This window comes from Flammeovirgaceae bacterium, from assembly GCA_015180985.1.
GTDB lineage: Bacteria > Bacteroidota > Bacteroidia > Cytophagales > Cyclobacteriaceae > UBA2336.
Genome location: CP054185.1, coordinates 2,719,448 through 2,739,464, shown reverse-complemented (window position 1 = coordinate 2,739,464; position 20,017 = coordinate 2,719,448). Strand labels below are relative to the sequence as shown.

Annotated in this window: 20 protein-coding genes; 14 read left to right on the top strand and 6 right to left on the bottom strand. The window is 43.9% G+C overall.

Features of this window, described 5'->3' with window-relative positions:
- Positions 1–108 precede the first annotated feature (108 nt).
- From HRU69_12555 to HRU69_12535, 5 genes are all read left to right on the top strand, one after another.
- Positions 109–822, top strand: coding sequence for a TonB family protein (locus HRU69_12555; protein QOI98263.1), 714 nt, complete (start codon positions 109–111; stop codon positions 820–822).
- 60 nt (positions 823–882) lie between these two features.
- Entirely contained in the window at positions 883–1,263 is a 381-nt protein-coding gene (locus tag HRU69_12550; protein QOI98262.1) for a hypothetical protein, read from the top strand.
- The gene (gene arfB, locus HRU69_12545; protein ID QOI98261.1) at positions 1,263–1,670 is read left to right on the top strand and encodes an aminoacyl-tRNA hydrolase; all 408 of its coding nucleotides are present in this window, start codon (positions 1,263–1,265) and stop codon (positions 1,668–1,670) included. Before HRU69_12550 ends, arfB begins: the two co-directional genes overlap by 1 nt.
- 1 nt (position 1,671) lies before the next feature.
- The gene (locus HRU69_12540) at positions 1,672–1,989 is read left to right on the top strand and encodes a hypothetical protein (GenBank protein QOI98260.1); all 318 of its coding nucleotides are present in this window, start codon (positions 1,672–1,674) and stop codon (positions 1,987–1,989) included.
- Between the two features lie 185 nt (positions 1,990–2,174).
- Entirely contained in the window at positions 2,175–2,762 is a 588-nt protein-coding gene (locus HRU69_12535; protein QOI98259.1) for a hypothetical protein, read from the top strand.
- A 19-nt stretch (positions 2,763–2,781) separates the two neighbouring features.
- Here the strand turns inward: HRU69_12535 and HRU69_12530 are convergent, their stop codons facing one another.
- On the bottom strand, positions 2,782–3,264 hold the full coding sequence (locus HRU69_12530; protein ID QOI98258.1) for a hypothetical protein: 483 nt from the start codon (positions 3,262–3,264) through the stop codon (positions 2,782–2,784).
- A gap of 249 nt (positions 3,265–3,513) precedes the next feature.
- On the opposite strand from HRU69_12530, the gene HRU69_12525 reads away from it, so the two are divergent.
- Both HRU69_12525 and HRU69_12520 read left to right on the top strand, forming a co-directional pair.
- On the top strand, positions 3,514–4,956 hold the full coding sequence (locus HRU69_12525) for an MASE1 domain-containing protein (protein ID QOI98257.1): 1,443 nt from the start codon (positions 3,514–3,516) through the stop codon (positions 4,954–4,956).
- Positions 4,928–5,164 (top strand): HAMP domain-containing histidine kinase, encoded by a 237-nt coding sequence (locus HRU69_12520; GenBank protein QOI98928.1) that lies wholly within the window; start codon positions 4,928–4,930, stop codon positions 5,162–5,164. Before HRU69_12525 ends, HRU69_12520 begins: the two co-directional genes overlap by 29 nt.
- Here HRU69_12520 and HRU69_12515 read toward each other — a convergent pair.
- From HRU69_12515 to HRU69_12505, 3 genes are all read right to left on the bottom strand, one after another.
- Complete coding sequence (locus tag HRU69_12515; GenBank protein QOI98256.1) at positions 5,124–6,323, bottom strand: hypothetical protein; 1,200 nt, start codon at positions 6,321–6,323, stop codon at positions 5,124–5,126. The genes HRU69_12520 and HRU69_12515 overlap by 41 nt on opposite strands.
- 109 nt (positions 6,324–6,432) lie before the next feature.
- Entirely contained in the window at positions 6,433–6,897 is a 465-nt protein-coding gene (locus HRU69_12510) for a MaoC family dehydratase (GenBank protein ID QOI98255.1), read from the bottom strand.
- Positions 6,898–6,954: 57 nt separating this feature from the next.
- Entirely contained in the window at positions 6,955–7,266 is a 312-nt protein-coding gene (locus HRU69_12505; protein QOI98254.1) for a hypothetical protein, read from the bottom strand.
- A gap of 234 nt (positions 7,267–7,500) precedes the next feature.
- On the opposite strand from HRU69_12505, the gene hrpB reads away from it, so the two are divergent.
- Positions 7,501–9,984: an ATP-dependent helicase HrpB gene (gene hrpB / locus HRU69_12500; GenBank protein QOI98253.1), complete on the top strand. Its 2,484-nt coding sequence runs from the start codon at positions 7,501–7,503 to the stop codon at positions 9,982–9,984.
- A gap of 68 nt (positions 9,985–10,052) precedes the next feature.
- On the opposite strand, the gene HRU69_12495 is transcribed toward hrpB, so the two are convergent.
- Both HRU69_12495 and HRU69_12490 read right to left on the bottom strand, forming a co-directional pair.
- The gene (locus HRU69_12495; protein ID QOI98252.1) at positions 10,053–11,882 is read right to left on the bottom strand and encodes a glycoside hydrolase family 13 protein; all 1,830 of its coding nucleotides are present in this window, start codon (positions 11,880–11,882) and stop codon (positions 10,053–10,055) included.
- A gap of 107 nt (positions 11,883–11,989) precedes the next feature.
- Positions 11,990–13,228 (bottom strand): OmpA family protein, encoded by a 1,239-nt coding sequence (locus HRU69_12490; GenBank protein ID QOI98251.1) that lies wholly within the window; start codon positions 13,226–13,228, stop codon positions 11,990–11,992.
- Positions 13,229–13,516: 288 nt separating this feature from the next.
- On the opposite strand from HRU69_12490, the gene HRU69_12485 reads away from it, so the two are divergent.
- From HRU69_12485 to HRU69_12460, 6 genes are all read left to right on the top strand, one after another.
- Positions 13,517–13,930 carry a glutaredoxin gene (locus HRU69_12485; GenBank protein QOI98250.1) on the top strand — a complete coding sequence of 138 codons (414 nt, stop codon included), beginning with the start codon at positions 13,517–13,519 and terminating at the stop codon, positions 13,928–13,930.
- Positions 13,931–14,136: 206 nt separating this feature from the next.
- Positions 14,137–16,224: a PAS domain S-box protein gene (locus HRU69_12480; GenBank protein QOI98249.1), complete on the top strand. Its 2,088-nt coding sequence runs from the start codon at positions 14,137–14,139 to the stop codon at positions 16,222–16,224.
- An 8-nt stretch (positions 16,225–16,232) separates the two neighbouring features.
- A complete protein-coding gene (locus HRU69_12475; GenBank protein ID QOI98248.1) occupies positions 16,233–16,658 on the top strand; it encodes a response regulator in 426 nt (141 codons plus the stop codon).
- Positions 16,659–16,674: 16 nt separating this feature from the next.
- Positions 16,675–17,784 (top strand): hybrid sensor histidine kinase/response regulator, encoded by a 1,110-nt coding sequence (locus HRU69_12470; GenBank protein ID QOI98247.1) that lies wholly within the window; start codon positions 16,675–16,677, stop codon positions 17,782–17,784.
- Between the two features lie 11 nt (positions 17,785–17,795).
- Positions 17,796–19,304, top strand: a complete 1,509-nt coding sequence (locus HRU69_12465; GenBank protein QOI98246.1) for a PAS domain-containing sensor histidine kinase — start codon at positions 17,796–17,798, stop codon at positions 19,302–19,304.
- A 1-nt stretch (position 19,305) separates the two neighbouring features.
- Positions 19,306–19,965: a response regulator transcription factor gene (locus HRU69_12460; protein QOI98245.1), complete on the top strand. Its 660-nt coding sequence runs from the start codon at positions 19,306–19,308 to the stop codon at positions 19,963–19,965.
- Positions 19,966–20,017: the final 52 nt, after the last annotated feature.

The following is a 20,017-nucleotide window of genomic DNA, read 5'->3' as shown; positions in this document are numbered from 1 at the left end:
TCAAATATAATTGGCTGTCATCATATCCTGCTAATTGTCATACCGGTTCCTAACAAATATCATTTAGTGTTTTGAAATAATGAGGTAAAATCGGCAAATGATTTTTTTATGGGCCCTTTTTATGAACCGAAAAAATATAGCGGGGCCGATTTGGAAAAAATAAAGCCCCTGTTGTTAAGCATAAGTTTAACCATTACGATGCTGATGGTGGTTTTGGCTTTTGAGTGGAAAACCATCGATAAGCCTGATGTAAAAGCTATTTCCCGCAGCAGTAACACGTTTGAGGAAATGACCGAAATTCCTCAAACTGAAATACCTCCGCCACCACCACCTGTTTTGCAGCAGCCCCGGATTGTGGAAGTGCCCAATGAAGAGGAAATAAAGGAAGAAATTAAAGTGGAGTTTGATATTGATGTTACCGATAAAACCGTCATCCAGGAGTTGCCGGTTATCGAAACCCCGAAGATTGAAGAACCCGAAGAAGAAGCGGATAAGATTTTTCTGGTGGTTGAGCAGTCGGCATCGCCAACAGGCGGTATGGCTGCATTCTATAAATATGTCAGCGATAACATCCGCTATCCGGCACAGGCCAGGCGCATGGGTATTGAGGGGAAAGTATTTGTTGAGTTTGTGGTTGATCGCGATGGTACCCTAACTCAGTTTACGGTGGTAAAAGGCATCGGTGCCGGTTGCGATGAAGAAGCGGTGCGCGTTTTGAAAAACGCGCCACCGTGGAACCCCGGCAAACAACGCGGCAAACCGGTACGCCAGCGAATGGTTATTCCCATCTTTTTCCGGCTGGCTGAAAGTCAGGGCAGTTAACGGCCGGATTACTCTTAGGTAAAATAATTACCTTGGAGTTCAATTTTTTCTTCGAAATCTATGATTAACCGCTACACAGGTGAAATTCACCTGAACCCCGTTCCGATATTGCGCCACCACGATTTTAATAATGAAGGTGAAATACCCGATATAACCAAAACCCTTGATGAAGCCATCCGCCTTATTGAAGAGATCAATGCCCGGTTAGCAGAATTAAAGAAACTGGTTAATGAAGCCCGTTTGTTTAACCGCGCCCGCTTTAACTTTTCACCGGGCGGATTCATTTCGATAACCGGTTTGCCGGATGAGGAGTTAAAAGAACTGTACCAGAAAGGGTTAATCGAACTTTTTGATTTTGCAACCGATCGCGATTGGGTTAAGCGGTACGGTCATCTTTTCGGGTTAATTTGGGAAAACGGGCGAGCCGTAGAAGTAGGATAATGCAAAGAATAACAAGCCAAAATATAGTCCATGAACTTCATTTTGTAACCTCGCGCAGCAGCGGTCCGGGTGGGCAACATATTAACAAAACCAATTCGCGTGTAACGTTGCGCTGGAATGTGGCCAACTCAACAGCATTAACTCACGAGCAACGGCTTTTGAGTATACAAAAGCTGGCACGATACATTTCGCATGACGGTGACCTTGTTTTGCACGCCCAAACTAGCCGGTCGCAACTTCAAAACAAATCTCAGGTTATTCAAAAACTTGACACCCTGCTGCAAAAGGCGTTTGCTGTAAAAAAGAAGCGGATGGCAACCCGGCCAACCAGTGCCTCCCGCCTGAAACGGTTGGAAGGGAAAAAGCGTAAAGCCGAAAAGAAACAATGGCGAAAGAAACTTTACTGACATGGTTAAAGGTACATTGGTAGATGAACAGACCCGCTGTATTCATTATCATACTCACCGCGATGTTATAGCCATCAAGTTTAAATGCTGTAATACGTGGTATGCCTGTTACTACTGCCACCATGAGGCGGCCGGCCACCCGGCAACCGTTTGGCTTACTGAGGAATATGAGGAGCAGGCGGTGCTATGCGGAGTATGTAAACGAACCCTGACGATTAACCAATACCTGGCGTGTAACAACCAGTGTCTGCATTGCGGGGCGCTGTTTAACCCCGGTTGTTCCAACCACTATCCGTTGTATTTCGGGTCATTCAGTTGATTTTTACAATTGCCGGGCTGTATCTATTTTTGCCTTCTTTTAACGAACCTATTATGCGTCTCGGACAACTTGCCCGAAAGCTAAATCTTCGCCCTGCCGATGTAATGGCTGCGCTCCCGGCCGGAAGCGTACCGCCTGATACTACTTCAAATACCCGGCTTACCGATGGCCAGGTTAAGGAGGTTGTGCAGTTTTTTAAACCTGAAAATTGGGCAAACCTTTTACCAGAAGTTTTAGCAGAAGATGAGGTTGATATAGTACCCCAGGAAAGTGGTGTGCCACCCGTGCAAGAGGAGGTGATTCCTGACTCCCCAGCATTTACCGAAGAAATGAATCAGGCATCAGAACAAAAACCTGAATTGATAAAAGCGCCAAAGGTTGAACTGCCCGGGCTTAAAGTAATTGGTAAGATAGATTTGCCTGAAAAGAAGAAAAAGGAAGTTGTCCCGACTGAAAATGAAAATAAAAAGACTGCTGAGTTATCGATTAAGGAAACATTCCAGAATCGCCAACGGTTTAGACGCCAGCAGAAAAATCCTATTGCCATAGCCCGTGAACGCCAACAGCGCGACCTTGAAAAACAAAAGCAACTTGAAGCAGAACAGCAAAAGCAAAGACGTACGCAGAAATACCAGGCTAAAGTTTCAGGCTATAAGCGTGTAAAGACAGGTAAGTCATCAGCTAAAAGAGTTGTTCAATCACAACCAATTACTTCCATACAGCAACCCGATAGCTTGTGGGGTAAATTCAAAAAATGGTTGTTCCGCGAATAGCGATTTTGGTTGCAGCCAATTACTTAACGCGTAGGTCAACCCCGACCGAAATAGTGTTATCGGTTTTATTTTTATCCCATATTTTCATTTCTACATGGTAGGTTTCGCCTGACACCATCGGCTCCCCAACCGTGATGGTGCCCCGCAGCACGGACGCATCTTCGGCCGAGTAACCAATGTTACTTGCAAACATATCGGCTTCTGCAATAACCTGGTTTCCGTTGTTATCGGTAACATAAAGGCTCATACCGGGGTAGGCTTTTTCATCAACCAGCGTATAGTTTGAGATGCCCTGTACAACCAGGGCCACTTCGGTGTTGAGGTCAACTTCGTTTGTGCCTTTGGGTATGTTTTCGGCATCAACAAAATAAACCTCCGAAACCGTAAATCCATTGTAGGAGTAGGAGAGACCCGTGGTTAAGTCTTTCTTGGTTCCGGCACTAAAGGAGCAGGCTGTTAGTAACCAGACCGTAAGGATAAGGAGAGGGGAGGTCGTTTTCATGAGTTATCGGGTTATATTCAGTAGTTAAGTTATTCTATCGATTCAATAAATCAAATATTGAGAGCGTATTTGTGTTTAGAGTTAGTTTATAGTTAAATGCTATTTGAAGTATTTTTTGTTCATGAAACGATAAGTACCTGCTGTTTAGCGGGTAATCTGTCTTTATATCGGACTTTTAATCTCTTGATACAATAATTCTGTTGCCACAAACATGAACAGCTTAATATGTAGGTTGGAAAACCTGCCCCTATGAAAAAGTTGATGATTTGGCAATCGCCCGATTTGATGATTTTGCTGGTTGCTCTGGCATATTACCTGATGGCCGAGCTCGGGTACTTTCTGTACTTTGGCACTACAGGAGTTCTGCCGCTGTGGCCGCCTGCCGGCATTGGTCTGGCGTTGGTTATGCTGCTCGGGCGCAGGGTTTGGCCTGGTATAGCCATCGGTTCGCTGATTATTGCTGTAAAAGGTTTCTGGAATAATGCAATTGGTTCGGTTGAAATAATCATTGCCGTTTCGGCAGCAATTGCCGCAGGCCGGGTGTTAGAGCCATTGGCCGGTCACTACCTGCTTAACCGGCTTGTTAAAAAAACTTATCCGTTTTCAACTACCCTGCATGCTTTCCAGTTTGTGCTGGTGGTTTTTGTTGTTTCGGTTATCAGTTCTTCCTTCATTGTACTTAGCCTTAATCTTTCATCGGTTATTTCAAATGAGTTGGTGTTTACCCGCTTTTTTGAATTGTGGCTCAGCAACGTAACCGGCATGATCTTATTCGCCCCACTTTTAATTTCGGTTGCTCAACTTCGTATTACGAAGCCTGATTTCCAGAAAGCAGGCGAGTTCGCTTTGCTCATCCTGAGCGCATTGCTGGTATTTGCACTTTTATCAACCGACTATGTTAATCAGGTGGCTCCGTATGTGTACCCGTTTGCTGTCATTCCGCTTTTGTTATGGCTTGCGTTTCGGTTCCACACGGTTGTATCAACCGTTGCATTGATTTTAGTTGCTATAACAGCCTTTTATTTTACCGGCCATAATGTAGGCCCTTTTACAATGGACGGGCCACCTGCTAATTCAATATTCCTGGTGCAGGTTTACGTAGGGGTAATAAGTCTTTCGGCACTGGTGCTTTCTTCGGCAGTTAATGAACGCCAGCAAGCTCAGAACGATTTAAAGCGGTTTAATGAGAACCTGGAATCAACCGTTCAGCAACGTACGAAAGCGCTTATGGACGAGATTAATAAACGTATTGAAACCCAGGATAAGCTTGAGCAAAGCAACAAAGAGTTAATGAAGCGAAATATGGAGCTCGATAATTTTGTTTACAGCGTTTCGCATGATTTACGGGCTCCCATTTCTTCCATACTTGGATTGATTAATCTGGCTAAAAAAGATCAGGGCACCAATTCGATTATGTATTTAGAAATGATTGAAAAAAGCGCAAGGCAGCAGGATTATTTCATTCGCGAAATTCTCGATCAGTCGCGCAACGCCCGGCTGGAAGTTAAACCCGAATCGGTTCAGTTAAGCCAGTTGGTTGACGAAACCTTTGAGCAACTTAGTTATGCCAACCTGAAGGGCGTTCAATTTGAACGGATTGTTGAGATTAACCAACCTCAGGAGTTTTACTGCGACAAATGGCGACTGAAAATCATCCTGAACAATCTTATATCGAATTTCGGTTGCGGATAACGGACGAGGAATAAGCAAAGAACATTTGCCGAACCTCGGAAAGATGTTTTACCGTGCAACGGATGAGGGGGCCGGTTCGGGGCTTGGGCTTTATATTGTAAAAGAAACTCTGGCTAAACTGAATGGTTCGATAGCGATAACCTCAACCGAAGGAGAGGGAACTACAGTTACCGTAGATATACCGGAAGCCACCACGCCAGCCAACTGAAGGCGCTGAAGTCTGTAAGTGACGAGAGAAAATCCATAATCTCTTTCCGTATTAACGGGTTAGCACCTGATGCAAGTGCTACTGAGATAATAAGCCCGATGGTGGCATACAGCAAATCACGGCCGATTTGGCCGAGTGCTTTGCGTTTGTGTTTCATGCCTTTTTTATTCCGCGCGATGTTCACCGCAATTTCGCGCCCGCCAATCACACCCAGAAATACCCAGGTGGTACTCAGCGGAACGGTGCTGTCAAGTAATTTATAGATCAGCAGCAACACATAAGTAAAGTCAACCAGCGTAGCTGCCCGTACATCTGATATTCTTACTTTTTCACTTACAATTTCCTGGATTTTATCCCCGCGCAGATAAAACAACAGGCCCAACCCGAGGAAGATGGTGCCTGTGAAAATTATAAACTGGTAAAATTCAAGTTTACGCGGCAAGAAAACGGCAATGTTAGCTCCGTCCTGCATCAGCCAAACCGACCACAATGCTCCGCTGACAGCCCATTGAATAATCGGCCAGGCAACATGGGCTTTTCTTTTTTTAAAGTATTTGCGGATAAGGTCATATCCTGCGTACCAGATTACGAATGAAAGAATAAAGGAAATGAGGTAACCCGAAATACTTTTCGAAACAATGGAAGTAATGCCTTCCGCAGAAGCACTGAAAACACTTAGCAGCAAAAAGGTGGTGGACACCGGCATGCGCAGCCGGGTAAGAATCAGCAGAACAATCGGGGCAATTATCTGAAAAAATGAAAAGGTCTCGGGGTGCGGGTAAGCCGTATTGCCCTGGTCGTCCAGCAGGCGCTGGTAAGTAACATCACCTTTAAAATAAAAATAGCTGAACGAGATGGTAACTATCAGAATAAGCCCTGTAAACAGCCAGAGAATATACCACTTTCGTTTTTTATTACTTTCAATAAACGTACCCAGCGATTGAATGCTGTCGTTGGCTACAGCCGAGTAGGAAGCAAACGTAAATCCAAGCCACATGGCAAAGTGCCAGTTGAGGGTAGCAAAGGCTGCCATGATGAAGGCAATTCCGATTATAATAAGAAAGGTGCGTTCCCGGGTGGCAAACTCAAGTAAATTCAGGTACGGATGGGTAATCCGGTTCTTCCTGCGGTTATCAATCAGTTCATTGTGGGGCGCCATGGGGTTTTAAAAAATAATACATGCCTTAGCCGGCAAAAATGCCTGAAAAAACCATAGGGCATATTACGCCAATGTTAAGAAATTCAAGTAAGGCCCGCTAATCGAAAAATCAACGAAAGTGATACAGAAAAACAATGGTGGCCGTAAAAGCCGGCTTTGGGTTATCTCTGATTTCGAGGGTTACCAGCATTTCGGCTTTGGCAATGCCCCGCAGGTCGGCAATGCTTTTCAGTTTTACCCGTAGCCGTACCTCCTGGTTAACCAAAACCGGTTGGTTAAACCGCAGGTTTTCAATACCGTAATTCACCAGCATTTTGCTGTTGTTTACCTGGGCAATTTGTTCCCAGAGGTACGGTATGAGCGAAAGTGTAAGGTAGCCGTGGGCAATGGTACTTTTAAACTGACTTTCAGCTTTTGCCCGTTCCGGGTCGGTGTGTATCCATTGGTGGTCAAGGGTGGCCTCGGCAAACTTGTTGATTTGTTCCTGGGTGATTTTCAGATAACCGGATACCCCGATTTCAAGCCCGGTGAACTTTTCAAATTCAGAAAAACCGTTGATGACAACTTTACTCATGAAGGGGCAGCATTGGCATGAGTAAATATACAGTTTACACCCGTTTCCGGAAAGCCGCTATGCTGCAGTGTCAAACTCCTCAGGCGTGTTTACAGGAGCCTTCGAATTGGAGGTAAATTCATTCAGGTCGGTAAAAAACCGTATCCGGTGCTTCCAGATTAACTTTCCGCCAATGGCTTTTTTGTATTCGCGAAGGTTAACCTGCTCATCAACCCATAACATCCCGTAGTCGCCCGAAAGGGAGTTGTCAAACAAGTAGCCCGGCATAAAGGGCAAGTCAGACCGGTCGAGCGCTTCCAGTACCGGCTTCTGAAAGCAATCGCGCCCAACCAGGTAAACAGGAATCCAATTTCTTTTCTTTGTTTTCATTTTGCTTTTAGTGCCAATCAGACCAAAAAATTTTTCAAAACTCTTCTTCAGCAAAACATTTCGCCTGCCTTCTGTCCAATACAACTGCAAATGTTTTGCTCATTATGCTAAACCTGTTTAAAAAAATATCAGCACATCACTATGTACGCATGCGGAATAACCGGGTTTCGTCATTGCGTAACTTATTCAATCCCCGGTTGTTCCGGATGGTTGTCAATTTTTTAGTTTTACTTCATGGAGGTAACCTACCCGGTACATGATGTACTGCCTGTTCTGAAGGAACAGTTACATAACCAATCTGTGGTTATACTTCAGGCTCCGCCAGGAGCGGGCAAGTCTACCGTTGTGCCGTTAGCCCTGATGGGTGACTCGTGGCTTGCCGGTAAAAAAATTATCATGCTTGAGCCGCGCAGGCTGGCAGCCCGTTCGGTGGCAATGCGCATGGCCTCTTTACTTAATGAGGAAATTGGTGATCGTGTAGGGTATCGCATCCGCTTCGATGCCAAAGTGAGCGCGCGTACCGAAATAGAAGTTGTTACCGAAGGAATACTAACGCGGATGCTCCAAAAGGATAACGCGCTTACCCATGTTGGTCTGGTTATTTTCGATGAGTTTCATGAACGCAGCCTGCAAGCCGACCTGGCCCTTGCGCTGTGCCTGCAGGTTCAATCCATCCTTCGGCCCGATTTACGGATACTGATCATGTCGGCTACTCTTGATGCGGAAAAACTTTCGGCACAACTAAACAACGCACCGGTTATCAGCAGCACAGGCAAAGCATACCCCGTTGAAATTTTTTACCTGGGTGATGACCAGCACACCCCATTGCCGGTAAAAATGGTGAAAGCTGTTCGAAAAGCGCTTGCCGTGCATTCGGGCGATATTCTTTGTTTTCTGCCGGGCACGGGTGAAATAAAACGCACGATGGAATTGCTCGAAGCTGAAAAAATTCAGGCCCTGGTTGTTCCGCTATATGGCGAGCTGTCCTTTACATTGCAACAGCGGGCCATCGAACCCGATGCACAAGGCCGGAGAAAAATTGTGTTGGCCACCTCCATTGCCGAGACCTCGTTAACCATTGAAGGAATTACTATGGTAATTGATTCCGGATTGTCGCGGGTTCCGAAGTTTGATCCGCGCAGCGGACTTACCCGGCTGGAAACCGTGCGCGTTACCCGCGATGCAGCCGACCAACGTGCCGGCCGTGCCGGCCGACTGACAGCAGGAACCTGTTACCGGCTATGGAGCGAAGCTACTCAACGAAGCCTGGTGGCACAGCGCAAACCCGAAATACTGGAAGCTGATTTGGCTTCGCTCGTACTTGAGTTAGCCGCATGGGGCATCCATGATCTGAACAACATAAATTGGATAACGCCCCCACCGGCAGGCGCAACGCAACAGGCAAGCGATCTGTTAGTAAAACTTGAAGCACTGGAAGAAAACAGGATAACGGACTGGGGACGTAAAATGGTTGCATTGCCCACGCATCCAAGGTTAGCACACATGCTTACAGCAGTGGACCATGATAAACGAAGACGGGCCCTGGCAACGGATATTGCCGCACTGTTGGAAGAGCGTGACCCGCTGATTAATGAACGTAGTGCCGACCTTTCTCTGCGTGTTGATCAACTTCGAAAATGGCGCAGCGGTGACTTAGCAGGAGCCGATAGGATGCTTCTTGAACGGATTGAGCGATTGGCCAAAGCATGGCGTAACTTGTTTTCGCTGGATGTTGACAATACTTCTGTTTCCGAAGGTGAGGTGGGTGCCTTGTTGGCACTGGCTTATCCTGAACGTATCGCCCAGCGTGTTAATAAACACAGCGAACGATATAAGTTGACCAATGGCCGGGTAGCCAGTCTGCCCGCACACGATCCGCTTATGCATGCCGAATGGATTGTGGCCGCCCAGCTTGATGCCGGAACTGGTGAAGGAAAAATTTTTCTGGGTTCGGCTATAAACGAGGAAGATTTGATGAGATTCGTTCAAACCGTTGATGTAGTTCGATGGGACAAAGAGCGCGGACTTGTTGAGGGTGTTCAGGAAAAGCGAATAGGCAATCTGGTAGTGGCCAAAAAGACAATGCCGGCAGGTAACAACCAAGCCCGGGCTGCAATACTTTGCAAAGTCGTTCAGGAAGAGGGATTACGCGTACTCAACTGGCAGGAAGTACACACCCAATGGCAAAACCGCGTGCTGAGCCTGCGGCTTTGGCGACCGGATGACGGTTGGCCTGATGTTTCGGATAAAGCGTTGCTGGAAAATGTTTCTTCCTGGTTAACACCTTTTGTGAATGTGGCAAACTCACGCACAGATCTCCAGCGAATTGATATTAGCGAAGTGTTGCCGGCTTTATTGCCGTGGGAACTTCAAACAAAACTCGGAAAACTGACGCCCGTAAAATTAGAAGTACCCAGCGGTTCTTTAATTCCGGTAAATTATTTCAGCAATGGTCAACCTCCTGTTATGGAAGTTCGCTTACAGGAAGTTTTTGGATGGCCGGATACACCAACCGTAAATGACGGCCGGATAAAAATTACCATGCACCTGCTTTCGCCCGGCTATAAACCGGTGCAGGTTACGCAGGATTTGAGGAGTTTCTGGAATACCACCTACTACGAAGTGAAAAAGGAACTGAAAAGGCGTTACCCGAAACATGCCTGGCCCGATGATCCGTGGACGGCCAAGGCGGTACGGGGAGTAGTGAAACGAAGGTAATGATGGTTGTTCGGTATTTGGTTCTTATTTCTTAGTCTTGAATAGACTACCTGCCCAACATCTAAACATTACTTTTTCAATTCCAGTACCACCAGGCTCATTGGTTTTGTGTTCAGGGGTGAAGATGTAGTTAAATTTTCGCCCGATAAAATATTTGTGGCTTTTGTAAAGCCTGTAGTGCGTTCGGTATATTTTGTAAAGTCAATTAACCGGTCTTTATCGCTTGTATTCATTATACACATAATGGTTTGCTTCTCGTCATACCGGAAGTAAACATAAACACCATCAACAGGCAGGTAGTGCATAAATTTTCCGGTGGTAATGGCGCTTGATTTTTTACGGTAGTTGGCCAGCGTGCGGATGAGGTTGAAAACTTCATTCTCGTCTTTTGTGCGGCCTTCGGCAGTGAATTTATTAACCTTGTCACCCGGCCATCCCCCCGGAAAATCCAGTCTCACCCAGCCGTCAGGGTTGGTAAAGCCTTTCATCAGTATTTCACCGCCATAATACAATTGCGGAATGCCCCGGCAGGTAAGCAGCCAGGTGAAGGCCACTTTAATTTTATTCAGGTCTTCGCCAACCACCGAGAAAAACCGGTTCAGGTCGTGGTTATCAAGGAAGATGACGTTTTTCATCGGGTCTTTGTACAGGATGTCATTCGACAGTGTTTGATAGAGTTTGTTAACGCCCTCCGTCCACCCGAATTTTTCGTTTACGGCTGCCTGGATACCGTAGAATAATGTCTGGAAATCGGTTACCCCTGGCAGGTTGCTTTTAAATTTTATATCCAGGTTATTTTCAGCAAAGAAGGCCTGGTTTACGGTGCCGTGTACCCAGGTTTCACCAAACAGGGTTAGCTTAGGGTACTCATCCAGCAGCGCTTTGTTGCACCGGTTCATAAATTCCAGGTCGTTGTAGAAATAGGTATCTATGCGCCAGCCGTCAACGGCAAATTCTTCAACGCAGTAAATGGCATGTTGAATGAGGTAGGTGGCAACAAACGGATTGTGGTGGTTCAGGTCGGGCATGTTGGGTGTAAACCAGCCGTCCGTCATCTTTTTGCGATCGCTTGCGGCAGCGTACGGATCAAACAACGTTTGATCTTTATAAGTGGTATTGGTGTACACGGGCCACTCGTGCAGCCAGTCGTGCATGGGTTTATCCTGCACGGTAAAATGGTAAAGACCAACATGATTATACACGGCATCCTGTACCAGTTTCATGCCGCGCCTGTGCAATTCATACCCCAGTTTTTTGTATTGCTCTTCTCCGCCAAAGCGCGGTTCAATTTTATAATGGTTGGTAAAGGCATAACCGTGCTCGGTTCGGTCGGGCATATCGTTTTGAATTACGGGCGTCATCCATAGGGCAGTAACGCCTAAATCCTGCAGGTAGTCCAGGTGATTGATAACGCCCTGCAAATCGCCTCCGTGCCGGTGAAATATTGAATCGCGGTTTAAACTTTGATCGCGCAAGCCCGGAATGCGATCGTTAGATGGGTCGCCATTACTGAACCGATCGGGCATGAGCAGGTACACCAGGTCGGCCGGGGTGATGCCCTTCGCAAACTCGGTACCGTTTCCGTTTCTGCGGGGTTTTACTACATAGTCGATGGTGGTGGATTGAATGGTGATTGAAAATTTGCCAGGGGCCGTTTTAGGCGATACGGTTAAATCAACAAACAGGTAGTTATCATTATCAGGATAATGAACTTTGTTAACCTGAATGCCCGGATATTTTATGGTTACAGCAGGTCTTTCTTTACCGATATCCTGCCCGTAAATCATCAGCTGAAGGGACGGGTTTTTCATGCCCACCCACCAGTGTGGCGGATAAACCTGTGGCTGGGCCAGCGCAGTAAAACCGATGCCAAGTAACAGAAGGAATAATAATCGCATAGGTATTGTATTAAGCACACTCAAGTAACGAAATAGATTTCACGTTTACACCACGCAAACGTCTGAGTGGAAATGAATGTATGCTGCAATCGTTTGAAGGCGCTCAACTACTCCTCCAGTATTTCAATTTCAATGCGATCATTAAGCCGGGCGCTGGCGCTGTTTTCGCCTACCAGCATGTTGGTGCCGCCCCAGGCAAAGATTTCGGTTCGTTTTTTATCAATGCCGTTTTCGGCCAGGTAGGATTGAATGGCTTCCGCTCTTAGCTTTGATAATTCTTTCGAAGAACCGTTTTTCTCATCGGAACCCTTCATCTCAAAATAGTTTTTCGATTTACCCAGCGCAATAATCTTACGCTTGTTGTAATTGCCGTTGCAGTGTCCGTGGATTTTGATTTTGTATTTCGGGTTCAGATTCATCATGGTCACCAGTTCATCAAGCTCAGTTTTTGATTTTGGCAGCATTACCACGGCATCTTTATAAAAGGCAACATTATACATCACGGTCACATCGCCCTTTTTCATCCGCTCAAGCTGGTAGGAGATGACCCACTCGCCATTGCTGCCCTGTGAAGCTCCTTCAGTAGCAGCGGGGTCGCTGTAATCGATTACTTTAACTACTTCCTTAAATCCAAAAATGCCGCATACTATAGTCATGGGCCGGTCATCGCCCGGTTTCAAAATATCAACCAACTCACCGGTTTTATAGGTGGCAATGTCGCGCCCCTGCTGCCGGTCAACATAATGAACTTCACCGGGCACCAAACGGCCATCGGTGGTGGTAATCTGAAATCTGAAAAATTTTCCTTTGGGCTTAAGGGGTTCGGGCTCTGCAATAACTACCGGCTCGGGTTGGGGTGTGACTTCCTCAATGATAACCACTTTTGGTTCAGCCACGGGTTCAATTACCGGTTTTACTTCTACCGGCTTTTTAACCGGTTCGGGTTTTACATCAGCAACCGGTCTTTCATCGCCAAGGGAGCCGTAAAACGCCCAGGCATCTTTAAATTCGGTTTCCTTCTGTAACTGCACGGTTTGCGAGTAAGCTTCTTTCCGGCTGGATGTTTTCAGAACGTACACATAAAACAGGTTGCGGTCGGTTCTCAACCTGTATTCCGCATCATAGCGCTGGTTGCGGGCGTAGCCGGTAAATTTTTTGGCATTCGATTCAATGGCGAATGCTCCGATTACCACATAATACTGTTGGGCTGCAGCGCTTGAAGTCAGTAGGAGGGCCAGGGTAGCAGTTACTATGCAACGGGCGAGGGTCATGTCGTAAATTTTTTTAAAATTTAATGATTGTAATTCAATTATCAATTGAATCATAATTTGATAGTCCGCAATCATACCACTTTAATTTACTAACTATTTGAATGTGAGTTTTATTTTCAATGTACTCAGACAACGCCTTGGCCAATCTTTGGACTGGCTGGGCAGGTGCGGATTGGGCACAGCGTTGGATGAGTATACGGGGCCATGCGGCCCGGGAGCATATTCGTCTTAGGTATCTTTACGGATTATCAGTAATCATAAAACCTAGATGGTCGATTGTGATAGGATTTGTGTTACCGGGTTGTTAACCGGATGTTACAAAATGAATTTTTCAGTATATTCAGGTCATAAAATACAACCACTATGCAGTTTCACCCGAACGAACTTTTCCTTGTTTATAATCCGCAATCCACCATGGGCAAGCAAACCAAGGCCATTGCCAAGGATATTTGCAGCCATGTAAACGAGGTAGACATTACGGCTGAAAAGTTATCGCCTACGTATTGGAAGGAGATTGTAAACCTGCTGAAGATGCAGCCCGACCAGTTGCTGGATAAATCGCACCCGGATTATGTTAAAAAAATCGGTACGAATACCTACACCATGGATGGCTGGCTGGAAGTGCTGGTGTATAACGCCAACATGATTAAAGCCCCGATTGCCATTTACAGGGGCATGGCTGTTTTCTGCGAAACACCTACCGATATTTTTAAACTGCGGCCCGTGCGCGAAGAAAAGGCCATGCCGCACCTGAAGTCGTATAAGGAGAGGGATTAGGGTATCCGGATTACTTTCCGATACAAAATTTTGAAAAAATATTCTCCAGCAAATCATCGGTGGTGATTACTTCTGTATCACTCAGGAAGTACATTAGTTAGGAGAATTTTTGCATAGATCATTCTTTAGCTTATATAGGAGTTACTCCCATAACAAACCTTATTAGCCCTTCAAAATTCATAAACTGAGGAAGGTAAATTATTTAAATGCAGTTGGATATGCTTTATACCAGCAGGAATTTGCTTGCAGGTTTTATTCTGGCTATTGCAACCATTTCCGGACTTGGTGTTTATACCTATTTAACTATCGTTGGATTAATTCGAAATTCACGGCAACTTAATCAAACAAATAGAGTGATTGCCGTATCCAACCAACTTCTTGCTCATGCTATCGAGATGGAAACAGTACAATTGGGTTTTGTAATAACCGCTAATGACTATTATTTGGAATCTTACTACAATTTGAAATATGCTCTTTTTCGCATTGTTGAAGATTTGGAGGGTATAGTAACCGCTGACCAATCACGAACTACCGGTATGGATACCCTGCAATTTTTGCTAAAAGAGAAAATGAGTTGGACTGATAATGTTATCGAAGCAAGAAAGGTAAGCAGAGATAGTGCAAACCAACTCGTTTCATCAGGAATTGGAAAAAATATTTTGCTTCAAATAAAGCATATCATTAAGGCAATCCAACAAGATAGTAAAGTTATTCCGTACAATACGTTTAACAAAGAAAAGTTAGTTGCATTTCAGGTTGCCTTCCTAGGGCTTTTGATTGTTACTGGATTGACTATCACGATTCTTTTCTACACTGTCAACCATATCATGAAAAAGCATCTGAAATCGGAGAAGTTTCTATCAAATGCATTACGTGATATACATGTTCTATACGACAATGCACCATGCGGCTATCTTTCAGTAGATTCGGATATCAGGATCACCAATATCAATCAAACACTCCTTAACTGGTTGGGGTATTCGGTTGATGAAATTGTCGGTAAACTTAAGTACGAGGATCTCCTTACAGATGAAAGCAAAACTCACTTTCTGGAATCATTCGAAAAGGACTTCGAAGAATACAAAATCAAAGGGTATGTACATGGCCTTGAGTTTGAATTCAAACGAAAAGATGGCACTAAATTCCCTGTATTGGTGAACAGCGCTGCTCTCTTTGATCAACAAGGAAATTTTTATAAGAGTACAACAACAGTGTTTGATATTTCGGACAGAAAGAAACTGGAAGCGCGTCTTGCCTCGTTCATTGACTCATCTCCTGATGCTTTGATAATCGCTGATCAGAATGGCAATATTCAAATGGTCAATAATCAAAGCGAGGCAATTTTTGGATTTACACGGCATGAAATGATTGGACAGAAAGTTGAGATGCTTGTTCCAGGAGATCTGAGAGTAATTCATACAAACCATAGAATGGCTTTTGTTAAACATCCTACAAAAAGACCAATGGGAGCGGGTATAGAACTTAATGCCTTCCGGAAAGATGGACGTATGGTACCCGTTGAGATCAGCCTAAGTCCGATTCAAACAGGCGATGGTATGTTTATAATTGCGGCTATTCGCGATATTACCGAACGCAAGGAGAAAGAGAACAAGATCAAACAATTAAATGCGGAACTGGAGGCATTTACCTATTCAGTATCACACGACTTAAGGGCTCCATTGCGATCCATTCACAGTTTCGCAACGATTCTGAAACAGGACTTTGCTAGTAATCTTGACAATGAGGGTATACGTATCCTTGATACGGTTATTCGCAATGCGCAAAGAATGGGGCAATTAATTGACGACCTTCTTAATTTATCCCGAACAGGAAGGCAGGAGTTAAGAGTTTCAGAAGTTAATATGAATCAACTTGTCCGCGGAATTGCTGATGAACTAATATCGCATGAGAATGCTCGGAAGATTGAACTCACGATTGATGAATTGATCAATGCCAAAGCTGACCTGACAATGATAGGTCAGGTTTGGATTAACCTCATATCGAATGCATTAAAATATACTAGCAAAAAGGAAGTTGCAATTATTAAAATTGCCTGCAAGGAATTGGAAGAGGAAATTCATTACTCGGTCAGTGATAACGGAGCCGGGTTTGATGAACGCTATAGCAATAAGTTGTTCGAGGTGTTTCAGCGATTGCACAGTTTACAGGAGTTTGAAGGTACTGGTGTAGGTTTAGCCCTGACTAAACGAATCATTAAACGGCATGGTGGTTTAATTTGGGCCAGCGGCCAAGTTGATGCTGGTGCAACTTTTACATTTTCATTACCTAAATAGGTGACCTTATGGATCCTAATGTTGTAGAAATATTGCTTATTGAAGATAGCGCTGAGGATGCAGAGTTAACCATTCGTACACTTCGTCAACATAACTTGGCCAACAATCTTCTTCACTTAAAAGATGGTCAAGAAGCTTTGAACTTTCTGTTTGATACACGGTCAGTCCCGTTTCCAAAACTTATTCTTTTGGATCTTAAAATGCCTAAAATTGATGGTATTGAAGTCCTCAGGAAAATAAAATCTGATTTGGGTAAATGTGTGATTCCCGTGGTTGTTCTCACTTCATCCAAAGAAGAACGTGATATCATTGACTCATATAAGTTAGGAGTAAATGCATACATCGTAAAGCCAGTTGATTTTGATAAGTTTGTAGAAGCCGTTACAAAATTAGGAATGTTTTGGCTGGTCTTAAATCAACCACCCAAAAAGTAATTAGGGCATGAAAAGTATGAAAGAACTTAAAATTCTTATGCTTGAGGATCTGGAGGATGATGCAATGCTTATTGAACGGCAACTCAGAAAGGATGGCCTTATGTTTATCCGAAAAAGGGTAGAAACACGGCAAGCTTTCGTTGAGGCACTTAATGATTACCTTCCTGATGTTATTCTTTCTGACCATGCCCTGCCCCAATTCAATTCAATTGAAGCTCTTAAGCTGCTTAAGCATCAACATGTAGCCATACCTTTTATCCTTGTTACCGGTGCGGTTTCGGAAGAATTTGCCGTAAGCTGCCTAAAACTTGGTGCCGATGATTACGTTCTTAAATCGAATCTTTCAAGACTTTCAACAGCAATCGCAAGTTCACTGAGACATTATGAAATGGAGCGCAACAGAAAGAGTGCCGAAAAAAATCTTCGAAAACAAAATGAAGAGCTGATAAAAGTTTATCGTGAACTTGACAATTTTGTTTATAGCGTTTCGCATAACTTAAGAGCGCCCCTGCTATCAGTTCTAGGTCTTATCCAACTTGCCGAGCGTGATGATAACCATAAGCGTTTTCAACATTATTGGGATATGATGACTAAGAGCATACACAAGTTAGATGAAACAGTTAAAGAGATCATCGACTATTCTAAAAACTCCAGAACGGAAATGGTATTCACAGAAGTCAAGCTTGATACCCTTATAATAAGTCTGCTTCAGAATTTAAGATACCTTGTTGGGTACGATAAGATTGATTTCCAGTTACATACCAAACAGTCTGTACCTTTTTATTCTGATACCGGCCGTCTATCAATAATACTCACCAACTTGTTCTCAAATGCTATCAAATATCGCAATCCGTTTGTCGACAGCTATGTATCAATACAGGTCTCAGTGGTATCCCTTGAAGCAGTTTTTTTGATCCGCGACAATGGCATTGGCATATCAGAAGAACTTCAGCCACGCATTTTTGAAATGTTTTTCCGAGCTACAGAACGGAGTGAAGGAGCGGGTTTGGGACTCTATATTGTAAAAGAAGCTGTTGCTAAGCTGAAGGGCAGTATTAATGTTGAGTCGAAGGCGGGTGAATATACTTTGTTTACCGTAATAATTCCAAATAAGCAGCCTAGTTAGTTAGAGCTACGATGCGAAATGAGGATATCGATATACCCTCTATTCTAAAGCTTACAGGTGATTTATTTATAGTCACTGATTCAGAGGGAAAAATTCTTTTTCATAGCACCCAACACAGTGAAGTGGCAATATTAGCAAGACGGCCTATAGCCCCTGGAATTCTATTGAATGAAATCGTTCGGACTGATCGTGAGGGGATGGTACAGGAGATAATAAACGAAGTTATTAAGGCTCGTGTCCCGTATCGAACTGAAGTTGAATATGCCGGACCTAATAACTGTCCGTTTTACCTCTCCATAACCTATGCACCTGTGTTTGACCGGCACAATAACTTACCGATGATTTATATTATCATACGAGACATTACGCCACAAAAGATTTTTGAACGGAAACTGGTTAGTCAGGCAAAGAACATAAATAGGCTAATTGAGAAATCCAACGCAATTATTATTGGGCTTGATACACGAGGTTATGTAACAGAATGGAATGAGCATACAGCACAGGTTACCGGTTATTCAAAAAATGAAGTGTTTGCTCAACGTTTTGCGGATACTATATTACCTGAAACTGAGCGTCATTCATTTAGGGAATTGCTTGATCGAATATTATCAAAAGGTCAGGTGAGCAACCAAGAAATTACCCTGATTACTAAAAATGGAGGGAGAATCATTGTCCTAATAAGTGGTACAGCGCGTTATTCTTCAAGTGATTCGGTTGTTGGATTTGCCCTTGTTGGTCAGGATGTTACTGAACTTATGGAATACCGGAAATTATTGGAGGTACGGGTGGAAGAGCGAACCAGGGAACTTTTACAGGCGCTAAGGAAAGAGCGAGAGGTAGTTGAAATGAAAAACCGGTTTGTTTCCATAGCTTCGCATGAATTCCGAACACCCCTGGCGGCCATTCAAGCTGACCTAGAATTAGTAAAAAAGCTGGCAAAAGAGCATAGTGTTTCTGCCCTTCAATTAAAGGCAAATGAAATTGAGAAAAATGTGCGTCACATGATGTTACTACTTGATGATGTGCTTACATATGGTAAAGGCGAAGCAGGTAAAATTCAGCCCGTTATGTCCTCTATCACAATTCGTGAATTACTTCAGGCGGTTAAGGAAGATCTTGAAAAATGCGATGAGAGGACTCACAGGATTGAAACGAATTTTATAAACATTACCGAATGCATGATAAGTGATGCAAAATTGCTTCGAAGCATTTTTACAAATCTACTTTCAAATGCAATAAAATTCTCTCCAGGCAAAGAATGTGTCTTATTTGATGCTGAATGTGTAGGTGGATACTTGGTTGTTTCTGTAAGCGATTTTGGAATAGGCATTCCACGTAATGAACTTGCGAAAATTTTTGATCCGTTTCTTCGGGGGTCTAGAGCCTTGGCTATAGAAGGAACCGGTTTAGGCCTTTCCATTGTAAAAAAAGCAGTTGAACTTCTGAATGGCTCAATAACTGTTAAAAGTCAGCCTGGTGAGGGAACTAAATTCACTGTAAGCATACCATTAAATATATAACATGATTAAAGTATTGATTACAGATGATCACAAGTTAATCCGGGATGGCATTCAAGCAATGCTTGAGACTATAGAGGACATTGAAGTAATAGGCTCTGTGCATTCAGGTGAATTTGCGGTTAACGCAGTTCGTAATAATCGACCGGATGTGATTTTGATGGACATACTTATGAGTGGGATGACTGGTATAGAAACCACTCGCTGGATAAAGGACATTGACTCCACCATAAAAGTTCTTATTGTTACCATGGAAATTAGCAAGGATTATGTTTCAGCTGCTATCAAGGCGGGTGTTGAGGGATATCTTCCCAAAGATGTTGATAAGGAAGTATTGATAGAATCTATTCGTGCCGTGTACAACGGAGAGCGATACTTTAATGAGGCTATTATGAAACTTGTATTTGAAGAGTTTTATGCAAGCGAAAAATTGAAAAGCACAGATAGAAGACTACCCAATGAGCTAACCGCACGCGAATATGAAGTATTAGGACACGTAGCGAGTGGGAAAACTAATCGTGAGGTAGCTGAAGCCTTGTTTATTAGTGTAAAAACAGTGGAGACACATAAAACACATATTCTTGAGAAGCTTGGCCTCAGAAACACAGCTGAATTGATTAAGTATGCGATTAAAAATCATATTATTTCGGTGGACAAACTCTGAAAACTCAGGGTTTTCCCTGATTTACTTCAGCTAGACCACAGTTCATTTGGCT

Coding starts and splice junctions, on each gene's coding strand:
- HRU69_12555 (QOI98263.1), top strand. CDS start 109: ATGGGCCCTTTTTATGAACCGAAAAAATATAGCGGGGCCGATTTGGAA.
- HRU69_12550 (QOI98262.1), top strand. CDS start 883: ATGATTAACCGCTACACAGGTGAAATTCACCTGAACCCCGTTCCGATA.
- arfB (QOI98261.1), top strand. CDS start 1,263: ATGCAAAGAATAACAAGCCAAAATATAGTCCATGAACTTCATTTTGTA.
- HRU69_12540 (QOI98260.1), top strand. CDS start 1,672: ATGGTTAAAGGTACATTGGTAGATGAACAGACCCGCTGTATTCATTAT.
- HRU69_12530 (QOI98258.1), bottom strand. CDS start 3,264: ATGAAAACGACCTCCCCTCTCCTTATCCTTACGGTCTGGTTACTAACA.
- HRU69_12525 (QOI98257.1), top strand. CDS start 3,514: ATGAAAAAGTTGATGATTTGGCAATCGCCCGATTTGATGATTTTGCTG.
- HRU69_12515 (QOI98256.1), bottom strand. CDS start 6,323: ATGGCGCCCCACAATGAACTGATTGATAACCGCAGGAAGAACCGGATT.
- HRU69_12510 (QOI98255.1), bottom strand. CDS start 6,897: ATGAGTAAAGTTGTCATCAACGGTTTTTCTGAATTTGAAAAGTTCACC.
- HRU69_12505 (QOI98254.1), bottom strand. CDS start 7,266: ATGAAAACAAAGAAAAGAAATTGGATTCCTGTTTACCTGGTTGGGCGC.
- hrpB (QOI98253.1), top strand. CDS start 7,501: ATGGAGGTAACCTACCCGGTACATGATGTACTGCCTGTTCTGAAGGAA.
- HRU69_12495 (QOI98252.1), bottom strand. CDS start 11,882: ATGCGATTATTATTCCTTCTGTTACTTGGCATCGGTTTTACTGCGCTG.
- HRU69_12490 (QOI98251.1), bottom strand. CDS start 13,228: ATGATTGCGGACTATCAAATTATGATTCAATTGATAATTGAATTACAA.
- HRU69_12485 (QOI98250.1), top strand. CDS start 13,517: ATGCAGTTTCACCCGAACGAACTTTTCCTTGTTTATAATCCGCAATCC.
- HRU69_12480 (QOI98249.1), top strand. CDS start 14,137: ATGCAGTTGGATATGCTTTATACCAGCAGGAATTTGCTTGCAGGTTTT.
- HRU69_12475 (QOI98248.1), top strand. CDS start 16,233: ATGGATCCTAATGTTGTAGAAATATTGCTTATTGAAGATAGCGCTGAG.
- HRU69_12470 (QOI98247.1), top strand. CDS start 16,675: ATGAAAGAACTTAAAATTCTTATGCTTGAGGATCTGGAGGATGATGCA.
- HRU69_12465 (QOI98246.1), top strand. CDS start 17,796: ATGCGAAATGAGGATATCGATATACCCTCTATTCTAAAGCTTACAGGT.
- HRU69_12460 (QOI98245.1), top strand. CDS start 19,306: ATGATTAAAGTATTGATTACAGATGATCACAAGTTAATCCGGGATGGC.